We start from the raw sequence: 16,722 nt of genomic DNA, 5'->3' as shown, positions 1-16,722 counted from the left end.
CCTATGCGGCTGACCAACTCCATTCCGGTCAAAGCCTCACCCGATGACGTCTTCGCCTTGCTGAACGACGTCGAACGGGTCGCCTCGTGCATGCCGGGCGCCGCGCTCGACGGGCAGGACGGCGACACCTGGAAGGGCAGCGTAAAGGTCAAAGTGGGGCCGATCACGGCCGCGTACGCCGGCACGGTCCGCTTCCTGGAAGTCGACTCCGAGCACCGGCGGCTGCGAGTCCACGCCCGCGGCGCCGACACGCACGGAAGCGGCGACGCGGAGGCCGAAGTCGTCCTCGATGTGCTGGGCGCACCCGAGGGCGCGCTGCTCCAGCTCGCCACGGATCTGGTGATCCGGGGCAAGATCGCTCAGTTCGGCAAGGGGGCGATCGGCGCCGTGTCGGAGCGGATCCTGCGGCAGTTCGCGCAGAACCTGGCCGGTCTGCTCGATCAGGACCATGCCGCCGGGCAACCCGGTCCGTTGTCCGCGGTGCCCGCCGCCCCTTCAGCCACCGCTCCCGCCGCCGCGTACCCCGTCCGCACGTCGGCCGCTCCCGCTCAGCAATCCGAACTCGACGGCCTGTCCATGGTGTTCGGCCCCGCCGCCGCCAAGTACGGGATGCTCGCCGGGGCGTTCGCGCTCGGTCTCGTCCAGGGCCTGCTCGTCGGCCGGATGCGCGCCCAGTCACGCGAACTGCGCGCCCTGCGGAGGTCGTTGTGAACCAGGCGCAGTACGGGCAGGACACGGAACGCACCTACGACCGGGCGGGCTTCGGCGCGCCGGTCCGGCGTGGCGACCGGCCGGCGATCGTCGTGGTCGATCTGACGCGCGGGTTCACCGAGGACCGGTTCCCGTCGGGGGCCGATCTGACCGCGGTGGTCGATGCGACGTCCGCGCTCATCGAGGCGGGCCGTCCCGCCGGAGTGCCGGTCGTGTTCACGACCATTGCCTACACCGCGGCCGAGGCGACCGGAGACGCGGTGACCTGGCTGCACAAGGCGCGGGGCATGCGGGCCCTGGTCGAGGGCAGCGAGGAAGTCACGATCGATCCACGGCTGCCGCGTGGGGCACCGGACCACGTGATCGCCAAGAAGGGCGCTTCCGCGTTCTTCGGCACGACGCTGGCCTCCTTGCTGACCGGGCTCGGCCGCGACACCGTGCTCGTCTGCGGGGCGACGACCAGCGGCTGCGTGCGGGCCACCGCGGTCGACGCCGTGCAGTCCGGGTTCTCGGTGCTGGTTCCGCGCGAATGCGTCGGCGACCGCGCGGCGGGTCCTCATGAGGCGAACCTGTTCGACATCCAGGCCAAGTACGGCGACGTGATCGGCCTCGAGGACGCCACCGCCTACCTCTCAGCGCTCCCGGGCCAAGCGCCATGACCTTGCCCTGCCCGCACCACCCGCCGTTGGAGGCCGCATGACCCCGCACCCGCACCCGTCCCCGGCTGCCCGCCGCCTGTCGCAGAGCGCGCTCGCCGATCTCGCCGATGTGCCCGCCACGAGCCGCTGGGTGCGCTCGGGCGCCACCCGCCTGCACGTCCTCGACTACGGCGGCACTGGTGTCCCGCTCCTCGTCCTGCCCGGCATCACCAGTCCCGCGATCACGATGGACTTCGTCGTGCGTGAGCTGACCGACCTCGTACGTCCGGTGGTCGTCGACGTCCGCGGGCGCGGGCTGTCCGACGGTGGCGGCGACTACGGCCTGGAGGAGTACGCGGAGGACACGGAGGCCGTCGTCATGCGGCTCGGGCTCGACCGGCCGGTGCTGTTCGGGCATTCCATGGGCGCACGCATCGCCGCGGTCACCGCGGCGCGGAACAAGGTCCCGCTCCGGGGCACGGTCCTGGGCGACCCGCCCATGAGCGGCCCGGGGCGCGGACCCTACCCGACACCCGTGGACGCCTTCCTGGACCAGCTGGCCCAGGCCGTACGCGGCACCACCGCCGCCGAAGTGGCCGGGGCGTGGCCACGGTGGCCGCACCGGGAGCTGGAGTTGCGGGCCCGGTGGCTGGCCAGTTGTGACGAGGAGGCCATCAAGGCCACCCACCGCGGTTTCGAGAGCGAGGACTTCTTCGACTGGTGGCCCTCCGTACCCGGCCCCACGGTGCTGCTGTACGGCGCGGACAGCCCCGTCGTCACCGAGGCGGGCGCGGCAGAGGCGGCCCGGAAGAACCCCACAGCCTCACTGAGCCGGATACCGGACGCCGGTCACATGCTGTTCTGGGACAATCCTCCCGCCGCCCTCGCGAGTCTGCGGGAGGCACTGCGCCCGATGCTCGCCTGACCGGTGGCCCCTCGATTCCCAGCCACTCGATCCCCGCGCCGGGGCGATGACACGGCGTGCTTAAGTAGGCGCCATGGCTGACGAAACCGCACCCTCGACCTCCGCGCGGCCCCGGCCACCCGCCGCGCTGACGACCGCGCCCGGGTACCAGGTCCGGCGCCTGTACCAGGCATACCTCGCCGTCTGGATCAGGACGGTCGACCCGCTCCTGACCGGGCCGCAGTTCGCGGTGCTCCAGGTCGTGGACGCGAGCCCGGGGCACGACCAGCGATCGCTGGCGTCAGCGGTCGCCCTCGATACGTCGACCATGACGGACGTCGCCCGCCGACTGGAGAAACGCGGCCTGATCGTCCGCAGAACGGCCGCCGACGACGGTCGGCGCAAACTGCTCTACCTGACGGAGGAAGGCAAACAGACCCTCGACGACGCGAACCGCCGCGCCCGCCTGCTCGACGAACAGCTCCTGGAGCCGTACGGACCACAGCAGCGCGACGACATCACACACCTGCTCGCATCCCTCGCCGACCACTGGGAGCAACTGACCCAGGACGGGTGAACCGCCGTGGCACGGCAGGCCACGGGAACGGGCCTCGGGGGCGTCGGCGAGCCCCGTACACCGGACAACCGGAGGATTCCGTGACCGACCACCACATCGGCCTGATCGTGCCCAGCTCGAACCTCACCATGGAAAAGGAGTTGCCCCGGATCCTGCGGCTGCGCGAATCGGCAGTCCCCGAGGACCGGTTCGTGTTCCACAGCAGCCGGATGCGCATGCAGCATGTGACCCCCGAGCAGCTGCGCGCCATGAACGCGCAGACCGAGCGTGCCGCGCTGGAACTCGCCGACGCACGGCCGGACGTGGTCGCCACAGCCTGTCTCGTCGCGATCATGGCCCAGGGCGCGGGGTACCACTGCACGGCGGAGGACGAGATCACCACTGTGCTGCGCGCCCAAGGCGCACAGGCACCCGTGGTGTCCAGCGCCGGTGCCCTTCTCGATGGCATCAAGGCACTCGGGGCCAAGCGGGTCGCGATCATCACGCCCTATATGAAGCCGCTCACAGGGCTGGTCGCGAACTACATCGAGGACGCGGGCATCGAGGTCGTGGACGCGCTGAGCCTGGAGGTACCGGACAATCTCGCCGTCGCCCGGCTGGACCCGGCGGATCTGCTCGACCACTTGCGGCGCCTGGACCTGTCACGTGCCGACGCCCTCGTACTGTCGGCATGCGTCCAGATGCCGTCATTGCCGTCGATCCAACCGGCCGAGGACGCGGTCGGCCTGCCCGTCCTGTCCGCAGCCACCGCCACGGCGTACCGCATCCTCACCGAACTCGGCCTGCCCCCGCACGTGCCGGGCACCGGCAGTCTCCTCGGCGGCCGCCTTCCCGCCCCTGCCCGTAGCGCTCCGGAATAGCTTCACCTGAGCACGGCCATCGTCTCCGATAAACCCTTCGCGCGTGCCGCCGTCCGGATGGTGAGGTGGCATGGTGACCAACCACGATGAGGCGGCTGCTGTCCGACCGTTGACCCTGGCTTGGGTGAGCCGGCACCTGGAGGTCGGTGAACGGATCGTCGGAACCGAGGCGCTGCACGGCGGCATTACTGCCGAAATGCGGAGGCTGACCATCGGCACGCGGGACGGAAGCACCCGTGACCTGGTGCTGCGGACCTTCGTCAACGTGGAGCACGCCGAGGACTGGCTGAACAGGGAGGCCGGCGCCCTGACCCTGCTCACGGGGACCGGCGTGCCGGCTCCTGGGCTGGTCGCGGTTGATCCGACCGCCGCGCGTTGTGAGTATCCATCGCTCCTCATGACACATCTGGCGGGCCGGACGGCCCTGGACGATGAGGGATTGGAGGCGCGCGTCCCTGTGCTGGCCCGTCAACTCGTGGAGATCCACGCGGTGCGACCCGCCGTGCGGCCCCGGGAGTATGTGGCGTTGACGACCGCCGACACGGTCGTGACTCCGAAGGGCGCCGACGCGGCGGCATGGGCCGCGGCGATCGACGTGATCCGCAAGCCCGCGCCGCCCTATGAAGGGCGATTCCTGCACCGGGATTTCCACCCCGGCAACGTGCTGTTCGACGACGTGCTGTCCCCGGGGCCGGCAGGTGTCCGGATCACCGGTGTCGTCGACTGGGCAGCGGCCTCCTGGGGCCCGGCGGATCTCGATGTGGCGCACTGCTCCACCAATCTCGCGCTGCTGCACGGTCCGGCGTGGGGTCTGCGGTTCGCCGAGGCGTATGAGGAGGCCGGCGGGGTGCTGGCCGCGGCCGCGAGCGAGCGGCTGTACTGGCGGGTGCGGGACGGGCTGGTGTTCTCGGAAACAGTGCGGTTGGTGGCGCAGTCATGGCGGGAGGCGGGGAGGACGGAGCTGGCGACACGAGCCGTGGAGGAGCGGCTGGATGCCTATGTGACCGCCCTGATGGACGCGCTGGGCTGAGCCAAGGCGATCCGGGGCGGGCGAGGCCCCGGCCTCATCGTTCACCGCTCAAGGGAACCGACAGATGGCGTCCCCGTCCGCGCCTGACCGCTGCCGGACTCCACCGGGCCGTGGCCGTCAACGGGCCGTACGGGTCAAGAGCTCCACGACAATGGCGCGCACCGCGTCGGGGCACTCGTACATCGGGCTGTGCCCCGCGTCCACCGTCTGCAAGGTGGCGTTCGGGAACGTCTGAGCCATTGCCGCGGCGTCTGCGGTTGTGCGTACCGGGTCGTGCCGTCCGTGGACGACCGCGACCGGTACGTGGATCGTGGGAAGGACCGCCGTCAGATCGGTGTCGCGCTGGCTCGTCAGCGCCTCCACGGCTGACCGCGTGGGGATGGCGCTGCCGTAGGCGAGGAAGCGCTCCAACTCGGCTGCGGGCGGGGGGACCTTGAACGAGCGCTGCATCACACGCCGCGTCATGGCCTCGACTCCGTCCGTTGTGATGGCGTCGATCAGGGTGTCCACATCTCCGTGCCCCCGCATGTGGGGGCCGGTGTTGATCAGTACCAGACCTCTCAGCAGCCCGGGGTGGTGTGCGGCGGTTTGGAGGGCGATCGCCCCGCCGGTGGAATGCCCGATCAGGACCACCGGCTCGCCGCTGTCCGCCCTGATGCGGCCGGCGACCCACTCGGCGAGCGAGGGGATGCGGCACGCGTCGGCGTCCGTCATCCACGACAGAGCCCGCAGTCGGCAGTGTCCCGCCAGCGCGTGTCCGAGTCCGTCGAATATCGCCGGGGCACAGAAGGTTCCTGGCAGCGCGATGGCAAGCGGGGCCGTGCCCGGCGTCGTACACCTGCCGGTGTCGCTGGACGGTACACGCGATTCTGTGTTGTGGGCACGATGCATGGCTCTGTCCGTCACTTCGGCGGCCCATTCCCGTCGGCTGCGGCCAGGTCCCCGCCCGGCTGTACATTCAGCCGGCCCGGCGGCGGTCGCTTGACCAGGCCGCTGGTCCTCGAGCGCTCGACCTCGGTGATGCGCGGCTCGCACCCCTGTCCGCCGAGATCTTACAGGGTGGTTCGGGGACTCTTTCAGTGGTTCTGTGGTCGCCTGATGGTGTGGGTGTGGGCGGAGTCCACTGGTCCGCCGCCTGCGGTCTGTTGGGGCGGTGGGGTGAGTGAACGCAAGCCGTATCCGAGTGACTTATCGGACGAGCAGTGGTCGTTGATCGAGCCGGTGATCAGCGCGTGGAAGGACCGGCACCGAAGCAGTGACCGGCCGAGCCACGTGGTGAGGATCAGTGGGCCTTGTCAGCCGGCCGGCGGGGTGAGGCTGGTGCGGTCGAACGGGCCGCCGTGCGCGGCGGCGTACGCGATGGCGTCGTTGACGGTATCGAGGCCGAACGACCGGACGTGTTCGGGGGCGAGATCCAGCGTGCCCGAGGCGAGGAGCCGGATGATGCCGACGTTGGCTGTGCGCGGGTACATCCACTGCCCACGTACGGTGACCGAGTTGCGCATGATCCATGGGTAGGGGAGTGCGAGGTCGTCGCCACCGAGCATGCCGACGCCGCCCATGAGGACGACGCGGCCGTACTCGCGCACGGTCATGGCCGCCGCGCGCGACACCGAGCTGGGTGCGCTCGGCGGGAGCAGGTCGATCACCATGTCGATCGGGCCGTCGGCCGCCGCGGACATCGCCGCTCGGTCGGTGGCCTCGTCTCCGGTCAGCGGGACCGGGCGCAGACGCGGACCGAACCGGTCGGCGAGGAGGTCGAGCGCGGCTTGGTTGCGGCCCGGGGCGACCACGCGGCCCGCTCCCATCGCGAGCGCGACCGCGACCGCGCTGCTGCCGAGGTTGCCGGTGGACCCGCTGACGAGCAGCGTCTCGCCGGCCGCGAGCCCGCCTGCCAGCAGCCCGCCGTAGGGGATGGTGTGCACGCTGAGTGCGGCCCAGCGGGCCGGATCGTCCCCTGCCACGGTGGGCAGCGGGAAGACGTTCTCCGTCGGAACCCGCATGAGCTCGGCGAACGAACCGTCGTGCAGGTACCGGGCCAGCCGCGCGCCGCCCTCGCCGCGCGAGCTCCAGCCCTGGAGCGTGATGTCGGGCGTCAGGGCGTCGTCCCGCGAGCGCACCGTCGAGTCGCACCACACCAGGTCGCCGGTGCGCAGCCGGGTGGCGTCCGGACCGACGTGGACGATCCGCCCCACGCCGCCGATACCGGGCACGACAGGAGGGACGAGGGGGTAGTTCCGCTTGCCGCCGAAGACCTCGGCCGCGTAGGGCGCCACGCAGGTGGCGAGGACCTCGACCACCACCTCACCGCCCCTGGCCTCGGGGTCGGGCACCTCCCGCACCGTGAGCGGGGCGCCGAACTGCGTCAGAACTGCTGCTCGCACGTGATGACCTCCGTGTTCGTCCGTGCTCGTGGGATCGACACTAGGAGCTGGGTGAGCATGCGGGAAGCGAAGATCTGGCATCCGTGGTATGCGTATGCCGCATGGACATCTCCAGCGCGGGACTGCGGGTCCTGCGGCAGATCGCTGAGTCCGGCAGCTTCACCGCGGCAGCCGCCCGACTCGGCTACACGCAGTCGGCCGTCTCACGCCAGGCCGCCGCCCTCGAACGCAGCGTGGGCACCACCCTGTTCGAACGCCGCCCGGACGGGGTACGGCTCACCCCCTCCGGCTTGACCCTGCTGCGGCACGCCCATACGGTCCTGGCCTCGCTCGCAGCGGCCGAGCGTGAGCTCACCGGCACCGTCCCGCGGACCGAACTGGTGCGGCTCGGGGTGTTCCTGAGCGCGGGCGCGGCGATGCTGCCCGCCGCACTCGCACACCTCGCGGCGGCCGGCCCGCAGATCACGGTCACCACCAGCGAGGGCACTACGCCCACTCTGATCCGGGCGCTGCGCGCGGGCTCGCTCGACCTCGCCGTGCTGACGTCCCGCCCACCCCACCGGCCCTTCGACGGCGACTCGCCGCGCCTGCACGTCGAGACCGTCGCGGACACCGAACTGGTCGTGGCGGTGCCGTCGACCGGAGAGTTCGCCGGACGCACCACGGTGGACGTCGACGAGCTGGTCGACGCCGCGTGGATCGCCACCCCGTCAACGAGCTCCGAGCCGCTGCTCGGCGTCTGGCCCGGCCTGCCCGGACGGCCGCGCATCATCCACTCCGCGCGCGACTGGCTGACGAAGCTCCAGCTGGTCGCCGGCGGCTTCGGTGTGACGACGGTGCCGTCCCGGCTCTCACCGGTGCTGCCGCCCGGGGTAAGCCTGCTGCGCGTCGACGGCGCACCCCCCGAGGCCCGCCGGGTGCTCGTGGCGCGCCTCCCCGGCCACCCCGCCCCGGCGATCACGGCCGTCACCCGAGCGATCACTTCGACCGCCTGAACCGCCGCCAAGGCCGCGCACGATCGCGTGTGCCAAGCTGCGCTGATCCCGCTCCTTCAGGCCGTGCCGCCGGTGCCGGGCAAGCGCGGCCGGCCCCGCGGCCGCCCGGACGTGATCCTTGCTGACCGCGGCTACGAACACGACAAGTACCCCCGTCTGGTCCGGGGCTCGGCGTGAAGCCGCTGATCGCCCGCCGCGGCACCGAACACGGCTCCGGACTCAGGTCGTGGCTTCCTTTGACGCGGGCGATCAGGGCCGTACGGCGACGCTGATCGGCCCGGTGGGTGCTGCCTTCTCCCTGTGGCAACCCCATAGGTTCACCGGGTGGAAGTTCCCGCCCCGCTTCGTAGGCGCCCCACACCACATGGTCCTGGCCTGCGACCAGCCAGACCGGGCCCGGGACTTCTACTACCAGTTGGCAGGTACTCCTCTGGTGGCTGCCGCATTCATCGTGACGCGCGAACCTATCGCTACCCCGCAGTGGGAACTCTCCGCCGGGGTCGATGATCTGGATGGCGTCATCTCCCGCGTTCAGGTCGGTGGCCAGAGTCTCGCTACCTGGATCCGAGAGACCGACCACTTCATTCTGAGACTGCACAGCCCAGAAGGGCTGTCATTCCGAGTTCACCCTCTGGGGCAATGACGCCAGCACGACCACACCATGCCGTCGGGCCACATTGAGCCGACGGCACCTCATTTCGTTAGCGGTTCATAGCAGTCACGGGGCATCGTCAAGGGTTCACTTGCGTTCGCTCGTCCAGCCTTCCCCTCACCTGTTGCTCCCCGATGGCCGGGGCGCCCTTGGGCTTGAACGCTCCGTTTCACTGGCTTGGTGATGGGATCGGCTCGACAGGGGGTACGCGGCCGCCCCGCCGACAGCGGCTCCCACGCGGTGCGGCGGCCGCCCATCAACTAGCCGTATCACCGGTGCGGAAGATTCGGTTCAGATGGTGGTCCAGGACTGTCGCGGCGGACTCCGGGCTGCGCTGGCCGACGAGGATGCTGGTGCCGAGTCCCGCAGACATGGCAAGCAGGCCGGCTGCCTCCAACCGTGCGTCCACACCAGGCTCAAGCAGAGCTGCCTCTTGCGCCTGCCGGAGGAGTTCGGTCAGGGCGTCTTCGGCGGCATCGGGGTTCTTGATGAAGGGCTGGGCTGCGAGCGCCGGGTCGTTCACGGCCAGAACAGCGTATGACGTGTAGAGGTGGTGGAAGCTGCGGCTCTCTTCGTCTGTCGGCAGCGCCGCCATCAGCAGGGCCTCGACCATCGCGCGCGGACCAGGACTGTCCCCGGCAGCCCGTACACGGGCGGAGACCCGCTCCCCGAATCTCTCCGCCAGATGCTCGAGCCCGAAGAGCAGCAACTTCTCCTTGGTCTGGAAGTAGTACTGCACCAACCGCAGTGATACGCCCGCCTCCGCTGCCACATCGCGCATCCCCACGGCATGCAGCCCGCGTTGTCCAGCGACCCGGACGAGCGCCTCGGCGATCTCGGTGCGCCGTTCTGCGTGGTTCACGCGCTTGGGCATCGGCCGGTTCTCCGCTCGTTGTTCCTGCTATGGCCCCAGCGGGGCCTTTTGATGATACAGCTGTACCAACATCGTGGTACGTTCGTATCACAAAATCGAGATCTCGGAGATGGCCATGCCCGAAACCGCTGCCCGCACCCAGGCCGATGTCGGCCGCTACGTGAGCGATGCCTGGCGGGAGCGCTACTTCACGGCCTGCGATGCGGTCTACGCACTGGGAGCGCCCGCGCTCGCGGAAGAGGACGTGGAGACGTCCTTCGGCACCACGCACGTTCACAGCTACGGCCCCGCGAACGAGGCTGTCCGATCCAGCACCCCCGTCGTCCTGGTGCACGGGGCGGGCTCCTGCTCCGCCATGTGGTACCCGAACACCCCCGCCCTCAGCACAGACCGCCCGGTCTACGCGATCGATACCCTGGGCGACCCCGGCCGCAGTGTGCAGCGCGAGCCGATCCACCACCCCGAACGCGCCGCACAGTGGCTGGACGAGACACTCGCCGGACTCGGCCTCGATCGCGTACACCTCGTGGGCACTTCCTACGGCGGATGGCTCGCCCTGAACCAGGCGCATCGCAGGCCCGGTCGCCTCGCCTCGGTCACGCTGCTCGACCCCGGCGGCCTGGAGAAAGTGGGGCTGCGCTTCTTCGTCTGGCTCTTCGCCGGCCTCTTCGCGACCTTCGCGCCCAAGGCGCTCCGCCCGCGGCTGGCGGCCTGGCTGCAACAACCGGTCCTTGTCATGCCGGAACTGCGCATGATGATCAGGACGGCCGTTCGTGCCTACCGCATACGCCGCCCGGCTCCGCTTCCCCTGTCCGAGGAGGAGCTGTCCACCATCCGGACTCCGCTCTATCTGGTGCTCGGCGAGCGAAGCCTCCTCGTACACCCGCAGCGGCAGGTGGAGCGTGTGCCGCGCCTGGTCCCCGGCGCCCGAGCCGAGATCATTTCCCACACGGGCCACGGGCCGCAGATTGACCACGCGGAGGAGATCAACCGCAGGATGCTGAACTTCATGGCGTCCGTCGACTGACAACCGCCCAGCCGACGGGGCCAGGACAGTGTCGAGGGATGGCCCGGGCCGAACCACGCCGCCGTTCTTCACCGGCGGCACGGTCGGCGATGAGGGCGGTGGCGATGGAACTCGGCGGGCGCCCCCCTGCCCGCCCGACTGTCGTCGCACCATGCGGCGACGTTGATCCGGAACGCTCTGCCCGGGAGGGGATGCCGGGCGATACCGCGAGTCCCGGCGCCGGCTCGGTCAGTAGTGCGCCGACGGCTTCGTTCTTCTGCTTGACGTCATCAGCAGCGGCTGTCGGTTCTGCAAGGACGCGAGCGATGTCGCAGCAGCACGCAAGCGCGCCCCAGCGTCTCCGCGAGACCCGTATCAGGCGGCACCTGCGCGCTGCGGGCCAGGGCGCGCGTGTGCGTTGCCAGTGCACCGTAGTGGGCGAGGCGGCGTGCGCCGGTCCGGCTGAACGGGAGGTCTACCGGAACGACGCCATGTTGGCCGCGAACCAGCGTCACGGCCGTGTCCAGGAGATCGCCGACGGCGTGGAACATCGCGCGACGGGCGGCATGGGTGGCGGCTGCGGTTCGGGTCGGTGGAACAGTGAGGACGACGGCGGAGCTGATGACGGTTCCTGTGGCCGTCTCCGCGCCCCGGAGCAACATCATGTGGTCGCTGAAGGCGCCAAAGTGCGCTGTATAGCGGACCGAGGGCGACGGTCAGGCAGATAATGGTGATGCCGTACGAGAATTGAATGACGCCAATGCTGAGCGCAATCACGGCCACGATAATGATGGTGGTCATGACCGGGTTCACACTGGCGATGCCGGCGATGGCGATGCAGGCAGCAGGCCCATGGCGGTTACCACCATGCGGTGGATTGACCTCGTGACGGTCTGTGCGCCGGTGGCGGTGCCATTGAAGACGACCAGGCAGCAGGCGGCAGCCCAGAAGAAGTAGTGCTGGTCCAGCGCATGACCCACGAGGAGGGCCAGGGCCGAAGCGATGCCGGCTTGGATGGCCTGCCGGGTAGTCAGCCGCAGCCGGAAGAAGAAGCGGAGCGGACGGGTCACCCGTCCGGTCAGCGCGGCTGCTCGACGAACGGCAGGAGCTCGTTGCCGTAGCCGAAATCGAGAGGAAGGGCTATGCCGGGCCCCGCGGGGGCGTGCACCAGGCCCTGGTCGTCCACGTGGCGCTCACGGACGACGTTCACCGAGGTCACCAGGGACTCGTAGTAGGTGGTGTTGGAGATGGCCATGCACAGGTGGTGGTTGGGAATGTCCGAACCGTGCACCTCGGCCCGCACACGGTAGGCGTCGGCGAGATGGGCGGTGCGCATGGCGCCGGTGATACCGCCCCGGAGAGTGGTGCCGACCCGAACACCGAAGGTGGCGGCACCGGCCCCGATGAAGTCCGCCGAGTTCATGTGCGCTCCGTCGGAGGTCTCGGCCACCAGAAGCGGTACGTCCACGGCCTCGGCAAGCCTCTGATAGGCCGAAATGCTGAATTCGCGGATCGGCTCCTCGTACCAGAGATAGTCGGCCTCGGAGAGTGCCCGCCCCAGCCGGATCGCGTCGGGCAGGTCGAAGCCCGCTGATCCGTCGTACATGAGAGGGACGCTCGGACCGACATGGTCGCGCAGGGCCAGGCACAGTTCCGCGTCACGGCGGGCGTCGCCCCAGGCGTGCAGTTTGATACCGCGATACCCCAGGGCCAGGCACTGGTCCGCCACGTCGAGGAACTCCGCGATGCTGGAGAACGTCGAGGTGGAGGCGTAGGCGGGGATGGCTTCTCTGAAGCCGCCGAGCAGGCGCCAGACCGGCTGGCTGTGGTAGCGGCCGGCCAGGTCCCACAAGGCGATGTCGATGAGGCCCAGGGTGGGAAGCGGGAGTTCGTGGATACGGTCCAGCTCCCACACCCGGTGCCACAACCATTCCCGCAGGAACGGGTCGGCTCCCACCAGTTCCGCACGAAAGACCCGGTCCACCAGGTCCTGCAGGGTGGAGTGGGCGCCCGGACGAGCGAACACCGCCACTCCCTCGGCTCCCTCATCCGTCCCGATGTGCAGGACCGCGCCGTCGCCCACCGGAGCGCTTCCGCTCAGCCCGTCGCGCCAGCGGAAGGGCGGACTGGCTGCCGGCACATCGATCCGGTGTACTTCGACATGGGTGATTTTCATCCTGGCTTTCGTTTTCTGTATGAAAGATGTCGGCTCGGAAGCGGGAGTGCTCAGAAGCCGCCGTACACCTGGAGCTCGTAGATGCTGCCGCCGTTCGAGCTGGAATCGGTGACGGTCAGCCGCACGAAGCGGCCGGCGACCGGATCGTCGGTGTGGGCATAGTCGGTCGTCGTGGTGGTGTTCGCTGTGGTGTGGTCCACAAGTGTCTTCCAGCGGACCTCGTCGGGTGACACCTCGATGCGGTACTTGTAGCCGCTGCTCTTCTCGAAGGTGGTGATCGCACCGTTCACGTCGTACGAAGCGCCGAGGTCGACCTGGATCCAGGACGGGTCGGGCAGGCCCGCGCCCTGCGCCCAGCGGGTGGAGAGATCCCCGTCCACCGCCATCTCAGGCGCGTAGTCGTTGGCGTACGACGACGAGGCGGTGACCGGCTTCCTCAGTGCGAGGTCGGAGCCGGAAGGCATGGTGACCGTCAGCACCTGACTGGGCTCGGACTCGTTGCCGGCGGCGTCACGGGCGGTGATCCGGAAGGTGTACGTCTTCCCGGCGGTCAGGCCGGGCAACCGGACCGAGGTCTTTCCGGTGGCGCTGATCAGCGTGCCGTCGCGGTAGACGGAGTAGCCCGTCACGCCGGTGTCGTCGGTGGACGCGGGCCAGGTGAGGTCTGCGACGGTCGGGAAGTCGGTGACCGCGGTCGGAGTGCCGGGCTCGGTGGGCGGCCGGTGGTCGGTGACCTCCGGGCCCGGGTCGAGGTGCCGGTATCTCGGCTCGAGGCCGGCGTCGTCCACGATGGAGGCGGGCAGCTGGTCGCAGGAGTCGACGCTGATGTTGCCGCTGATGTTGCTGCCCGTGCTGTTGGCCTGGGTGGAGTAGGCAGGCTGGGTGGTGAAGTTGCCCATGGCATCGATGTCCATGCCGTGGTTGAGGAACAGCCACTGGTATGCGACGTCGCACAGAGCGTTGCCGGTGTTCGTCCAGTACCGGCTGCCTTCGTCGTGATAGACGGCGCCGTAGGCGGGCATCGGCGTGCCGTGGATGTAGTTGCCGGCCACCACGCCGCCGGGGTTGGAGCTGAGCGTATAGACGGCACCGCCGTCGGCCTGCGACGTCATGATGTCGTAGATCTCGTTGTCCGTGACCTTGGTGTCGCGGCTGGTCGTGGGCGTATCCCAGACCGGTACGCCCAGATTCCCCGGGTAGTTGCTGTTGCCGCCCTTGTCGGTGAGGCCCCAGCCCCAGCCGACGGAGATGCCGGTGTAGGGCAGGTCGTAGACCTTGTTGTGGGTGATAACGGTGTGGTCCGTGTAGCCGGCCAGGATGCCGACGGAGCCGTTGTACTGGTCGGCGACCTTGGTGACCACGTTGTTGTCGACCCTGGTGTCCTTGGTGATGTCCCGGGAGTCGTCGGGGTGAGCGTCGATCACCGCGACCCCGCCGATCTGGATGCCGGTGGCGGCGATCTGGCGGAAGACGTTGCCCGTGATGTCGGAGCCCTGGGTACCGGTGTTCAGGTTGAGCCCGACCGCGCCGAGATGGGTGAAGGTGTTGCCCTCGAAGCCGATGCCGTGGCCGTAGCTCACGTTGACGGCGCCGGGTGTCTTCTGCCACTTCAGGCGGGTCGCGTCGAAGTCGGGGTCGTTGCCGACCATCCGGAAGCCGGCCTGGCCCTCGATGAGGCCCTCGGAGGAGCTGGGCGCGAGCCAGGTGGAGTAGGAGAAGGTGATGCCCCGGAAGGACACGTTGCTGACCGGGTTGGTCCTGGTGCCGTTGAGGTCCACCAGGTCCTGCACGAGCGGCACGGTGACGGTCGCGGTGGACAGGTTCTGGTCGGCTTCGGGCATGTAGTAGATCTCGCCCTCGCCCTTGTCCAGGTACCACTCACCGGGCGTATCCAGCAGCTCGCGGGCGTTCTCCAGCCAGGTCGGGTTCTGGATCTCCTGGCCCTCCTGGAGATGGGCGTTGTGCCAGCAGGGCTGCTGCACCCTCATCTTGTTGTCGGCGATCGACCGCACGGGGCAGCGCATCAGCTTCCAGCCCCAGGAGCTGACGACCTCCAGGTCCGAGGGACGCTTGTAGGTGTTGAGGCCGGGGTCGGTGAAGGTGTAGCCGGAGGACGTCTTGCTGAAGCCGGAGGGGTTCTTGCCGCTGCGCGCCCGGGTCTCCAGTTCGCCGTCCACATAGAGCTGGCGGGTGTCGATGTCGCCCACCTTGGCTTTGTAGACCCGTCCTGCTCCGTCGGCCGGAACCCAGCCGGTGATCCGCTTGCCTCCGCTGATCACCGGGTGTGCGCCGGGGGCGGCCTCGTAGACGATCTTGTGTCCGTCGCGGCCGGAGTCCCGGGCGGTCAGGGCGAACGTATGGCTGAGCCGGTAGGTACCGGACATGAGCCGGATATGGATGTCGCCTTTGGCGTTCTGCCTGACGTCGCGCACGTAGTTCCGCGCGTGGTCGAGCGTCCTGAAAGGGTGTGCGGCGCTACCTGAGCCCACGTCCCGGCCGGTTGGAGAGACATAGACGTCGAGGTCCGGCGATGGGGGAGCCGCCTGGGCCGGCACGGCATTCAGCAGGGCTGCCACTGCGGCCACCGAGAGGGCGGCCGTGAAACTTCTTCGCAGCGGCGCGAAGACGCCCCTGCGCGCAGACGGATGAGACACACGTATCCAATCGCCTGAGGGAGGTTGATACCCGGGAGTCCCGGTCGTCCACCGGGACACCAGGGCGTTGGGCGGCTCGGCCGCTGTGCTGCGGCGCATGCGGGGTCCGGCCGGGTTACGAGGCTGCTGCCTCCGCGGACGGCGGTGGAGCCCCGGTGCTGCCGCTCCTCGAATGCCCCGGAGGTCCCTCGGCGGCCGCGTGGGCGCCGGGACTGAACAACCGGTCGCGAATCTTCTTCTCGAACTGGCCCTGTGTGGTGGCGATGTGTTCCACCATCAGCCGCTCGGCGAGATCGGCCGCCCCCGCGGCGACCGCCTCCGCTACGGCCACATGCTGACGTGCGGCGACTTCCAGCGATCCGGGCACGTCACCGTGGAAGAGCAGCACGTCGGACTGGGATGCCAGGCGCCTCACGCCGGCGACACTCGCCCTCAGGAACACGTTGTGCGAGGCGGCGCCCACCGAATCGTGGAAGGCCGCATCAGCCTTGGCGAAGGTGTCCACGTCGTTCATCGTGGCCGCTGCCAGGGAGCTCTCCGCGCTCTCCCGTATGGCCCGGACCTCGATCGGGGTGGCGAGAGAGGCGGCACGGCGTGCTGTCTCCGACTCGATCACCTTGCGGTAGTCCAGGAGCATTCGGACGTCTTCCATGCTGGTCGGCCGGAAGTGCGAGAGTCCGTCGTCCAGTAGCCCGCCGACCGAGGCGGCGACGAAGATACCGGCGCCTCGCCGCACATTGAGCCGGCCGATGGCGGCCAAGACCTTCACGGCCTCCCGGGTGACGTTGCGGGATGCTCCCAGGATCTGGGCCAGGCCCTGTTCGGTGGGGAGGCGGTCGCCGGGCCGTAGGTTCTCCTGGGCGATGTAGTTCAGCAGTTGTTCCGCAACCAGTTCATACCCCGGACGGTAGGGACGTGACGTCGCATCACCTTCCTTGCCAGGAGTCCGTGTTGAGTCGCCCAAGGTGAGTGAACCCTCTCTTGCGCCACGAATTAATCTGGTTCATTTGTGGTGGCCAATATGACACTGACGCTGCGCGCTGGGAAGAGATCAGACAGATTTTAGGAAGAATCCCTGCGTAACTCCCATCGAAACGGAAGAAACTGCGCATTCCTGCCAGGATGTTACGCAGAATGGATCCCATTCATAGCCTCCCCGTTTCGCTTCGGATGGCGGGGGCGCTGATGGCGGTGGACTGGTGGTGTCGGTTGCTGGGTGCTGGGTGCTGGGTGCTGGGCGGGCGTGGCTTGGGCCCGGCGC

General features: G+C 69.2%; 15 protein-coding genes and 2 pseudogenes. 10 read left to right on the top strand and 7 right to left on the bottom strand.

Annotated elements, in window-relative coordinates:
- Nucleotides 1-3 precede the first annotated feature (3 nt).
- The 6 genes from J5X86_RS27055 (at nucleotide 4) to J5X86_RS27030 (ending at nucleotide 4,720) form a co-directional block, all read left to right on the top strand.
- Nucleotides 4-711 (top strand): SRPBCC family protein, encoded by a 708-nt coding sequence (locus tag J5X86_RS27055; RefSeq protein WP_208519330.1) that lies wholly within the window; start codon nucleotides 4-6, stop codon nucleotides 709-711.
- The gene (locus tag J5X86_RS27050) at nucleotides 708-1,370 is read left to right on the top strand and encodes an isochorismatase family protein (protein ID WP_208519329.1); all 663 of its coding nucleotides are present in this window, start codon (nucleotides 708-710) and stop codon (nucleotides 1,368-1,370) included. Before J5X86_RS27055 ends, J5X86_RS27050 begins: the two co-directional genes overlap by 4 nt.
- A gap of 37 nt (nucleotides 1,371-1,407) precedes the next feature.
- Nucleotides 1,408-2,274: an alpha/beta fold hydrolase gene (locus J5X86_RS27045; RefSeq protein ID WP_208519328.1), complete on the top strand. Its 867-nt coding sequence runs from the start codon at nucleotides 1,408-1,410 to the stop codon at nucleotides 2,272-2,274.
- A gap of 73 nt (nucleotides 2,275-2,347) precedes the next feature.
- On the top strand, nucleotides 2,348-2,830 hold the full coding sequence (locus tag J5X86_RS27040) for a MarR family winged helix-turn-helix transcriptional regulator (protein WP_208519327.1): 483 nt from the start codon (nucleotides 2,348-2,350) through the stop codon (nucleotides 2,828-2,830).
- Nucleotides 2,831-2,910: 80 nt separating this feature from the next.
- Complete coding sequence (locus J5X86_RS27035; protein ID WP_208519326.1) at nucleotides 2,911-3,690, top strand: aspartate/glutamate racemase family protein; 780 nt, start codon at nucleotides 2,911-2,913, stop codon at nucleotides 3,688-3,690.
- Nucleotides 3,691-3,760: 70 nt separating this feature from the next.
- A complete protein-coding gene (locus tag J5X86_RS27030; protein WP_208519325.1) occupies nucleotides 3,761-4,720 on the top strand; it encodes a phosphotransferase family protein in 960 nt (319 codons plus the stop codon).
- Nucleotides 4,721-4,837: 117 nt separating this feature from the next.
- Here J5X86_RS27030 and J5X86_RS27025 read toward each other — a convergent pair whose 3' ends face one another.
- The gene (locus tag J5X86_RS27025) at nucleotides 4,838-5,611 is read right to left on the bottom strand and encodes an alpha/beta fold hydrolase (protein ID WP_208519324.1); all 774 of its coding nucleotides are present in this window, start codon (nucleotides 5,609-5,611) and stop codon (nucleotides 4,838-4,840) included.
- A gap of 267 nt (nucleotides 5,612-5,878) precedes the next feature.
- Between J5X86_RS27025 and J5X86_RS52535 the strand changes: the two are divergent.
- Nucleotides 5,879-5,974 (top strand): annotated as a pseudogene (locus J5X86_RS52535) (transposase); the annotation flags it as partial.
- Between the two features lie 41 nt (nucleotides 5,975-6,015).
- Here J5X86_RS52535 and J5X86_RS27015 read toward each other — a convergent pair.
- On the bottom strand, nucleotides 6,016-7,104 hold the full coding sequence (locus J5X86_RS27015; RefSeq protein WP_208519323.1) for an alcohol dehydrogenase catalytic domain-containing protein: 1,089 nt from the start codon (nucleotides 7,102-7,104) through the stop codon (nucleotides 6,016-6,018).
- 101 nt (nucleotides 7,105-7,205) lie between these two features.
- On the opposite strand from J5X86_RS27015, the gene J5X86_RS27010 reads away from it, so the two are divergent.
- Nucleotides 7,206-8,099 (top strand): LysR family transcriptional regulator, encoded by an 894-nt coding sequence (locus J5X86_RS27010; RefSeq protein ID WP_208519322.1) that lies wholly within the window; start codon nucleotides 7,206-7,208, stop codon nucleotides 8,097-8,099.
- Between the two features lie 42 nt (nucleotides 8,100-8,141).
- Nucleotides 8,142-8,320, top strand: a pseudogene (locus J5X86_RS50985) (IS5/IS1182 family transposase); the annotation flags it as partial.
- Between the two features lie 687 nt (nucleotides 8,321-9,007).
- Here the strand turns inward: J5X86_RS50985 and J5X86_RS27005 are convergent.
- Nucleotides 9,008-9,625 carry a TetR/AcrR family transcriptional regulator gene (locus tag J5X86_RS27005; protein ID WP_208519321.1) on the bottom strand — a complete coding sequence of 206 codons (618 nt, stop codon included), beginning with the start codon at nucleotides 9,623-9,625 and terminating at the stop codon, nucleotides 9,008-9,010.
- Between the two features lie 115 nt (nucleotides 9,626-9,740).
- Here J5X86_RS27005 and J5X86_RS27000 point away from each other — a divergent pair, with 115 nt between their 5' ends.
- Entirely contained in the window at nucleotides 9,741-10,652 is a 912-nt protein-coding gene (locus J5X86_RS27000) for an alpha/beta fold hydrolase (RefSeq protein ID WP_208519320.1), read from the top strand.
- A gap of 788 nt (nucleotides 10,653-11,440) precedes the next feature.
- On the opposite strand, the gene J5X86_RS26995 is transcribed toward J5X86_RS27000, so the two are convergent.
- From J5X86_RS26995 to J5X86_RS26980, 4 genes are all read right to left on the bottom strand, one after another.
- Nucleotides 11,441-11,701 carry an FUSC family protein gene (locus J5X86_RS26995; protein WP_208519319.1) on the bottom strand — a complete coding sequence of 87 codons (261 nt, stop codon included), beginning with the start codon at nucleotides 11,699-11,701 and terminating at the stop codon, nucleotides 11,441-11,443.
- Nucleotides 11,702-11,709: 8 nt separating this feature from the next.
- On the bottom strand, nucleotides 11,710-12,807 hold the full coding sequence (locus J5X86_RS26990; protein WP_208519318.1) for an enolase C-terminal domain-like protein: 1,098 nt from the start codon (nucleotides 12,805-12,807) through the stop codon (nucleotides 11,710-11,712).
- A gap of 50 nt (nucleotides 12,808-12,857) precedes the next feature.
- Entirely contained in the window at nucleotides 12,858-15,239 is a 2,382-nt protein-coding gene (locus J5X86_RS26985; RefSeq protein WP_308124743.1) for a discoidin domain-containing protein, read from the bottom strand.
- 337 nt (nucleotides 15,240-15,576) lie between these two features.
- Entirely contained in the window at nucleotides 15,577-16,425 is an 849-nt protein-coding gene (locus J5X86_RS26980) for a FadR/GntR family transcriptional regulator (RefSeq protein WP_208519317.1), read from the bottom strand.
- Nucleotides 16,426-16,722 lie beyond the last annotated feature (297 nt).

This window comes from Streptomyces sp. NEAU-YJ-81 (assembly GCF_017592595.1).
GTDB classification, from domain to species: domain Bacteria; phylum Actinomycetota; class Actinomycetes; order Streptomycetales; family Streptomycetaceae; genus Streptomyces; species Streptomyces hygroscopicus_B.
Note: the sequence above shows the minus strand (reverse complement) of the source record. Positions and strands in the feature narration are given on the sequence as shown.

What these genes read in the sequence shown, in the direction of transcription:
- J5X86_RS27055 (WP_208519330.1), top strand. Translation starts at nt 4, where the DNA reads ATGCGGCTGACCAACTCCATTCCGGTCAAAGCCTCACCCGATGACGTC.
- J5X86_RS27045 (WP_208519328.1), top strand. Translation starts at nt 1,408, where the DNA reads ATGACCCCGCACCCGCACCCGTCCCCGGCTGCCCGCCGCCTGTCGCAG.
- J5X86_RS27040 (WP_208519327.1), top strand. Translation starts at nt 2,348, where the DNA reads ATGGCTGACGAAACCGCACCCTCGACCTCCGCGCGGCCCCGGCCACCC.
- J5X86_RS27030 (WP_208519325.1), top strand. Translation starts at nt 3,761, where the DNA reads ATGGTGACCAACCACGATGAGGCGGCTGCTGTCCGACCGTTGACCCTG.
- J5X86_RS27025 (WP_208519324.1), bottom strand. Translation starts at nt 5,611, where the DNA reads ATGCATCGTGCCCACAACACAGAATCGCGTGTACCGTCCAGCGACACC.
- J5X86_RS27010 (WP_208519322.1), top strand. Translation starts at nt 7,206, where the DNA reads ATGGACATCTCCAGCGCGGGACTGCGGGTCCTGCGGCAGATCGCTGAG.
- J5X86_RS27005 (WP_208519321.1), bottom strand. Translation starts at nt 9,625, where the DNA reads ATGCCCAAGCGCGTGAACCACGCAGAACGGCGCACCGAGATCGCCGAG.
- J5X86_RS27000 (WP_208519320.1), top strand. Translation starts at nt 9,741, where the DNA reads ATGCCCGAAACCGCTGCCCGCACCCAGGCCGATGTCGGCCGCTACGTG.
- J5X86_RS26990 (WP_208519318.1), bottom strand. Translation starts at nt 12,807, where the DNA reads ATGAAAATCACCCATGTCGAAGTACACCGGATCGATGTGCCGGCAGCC.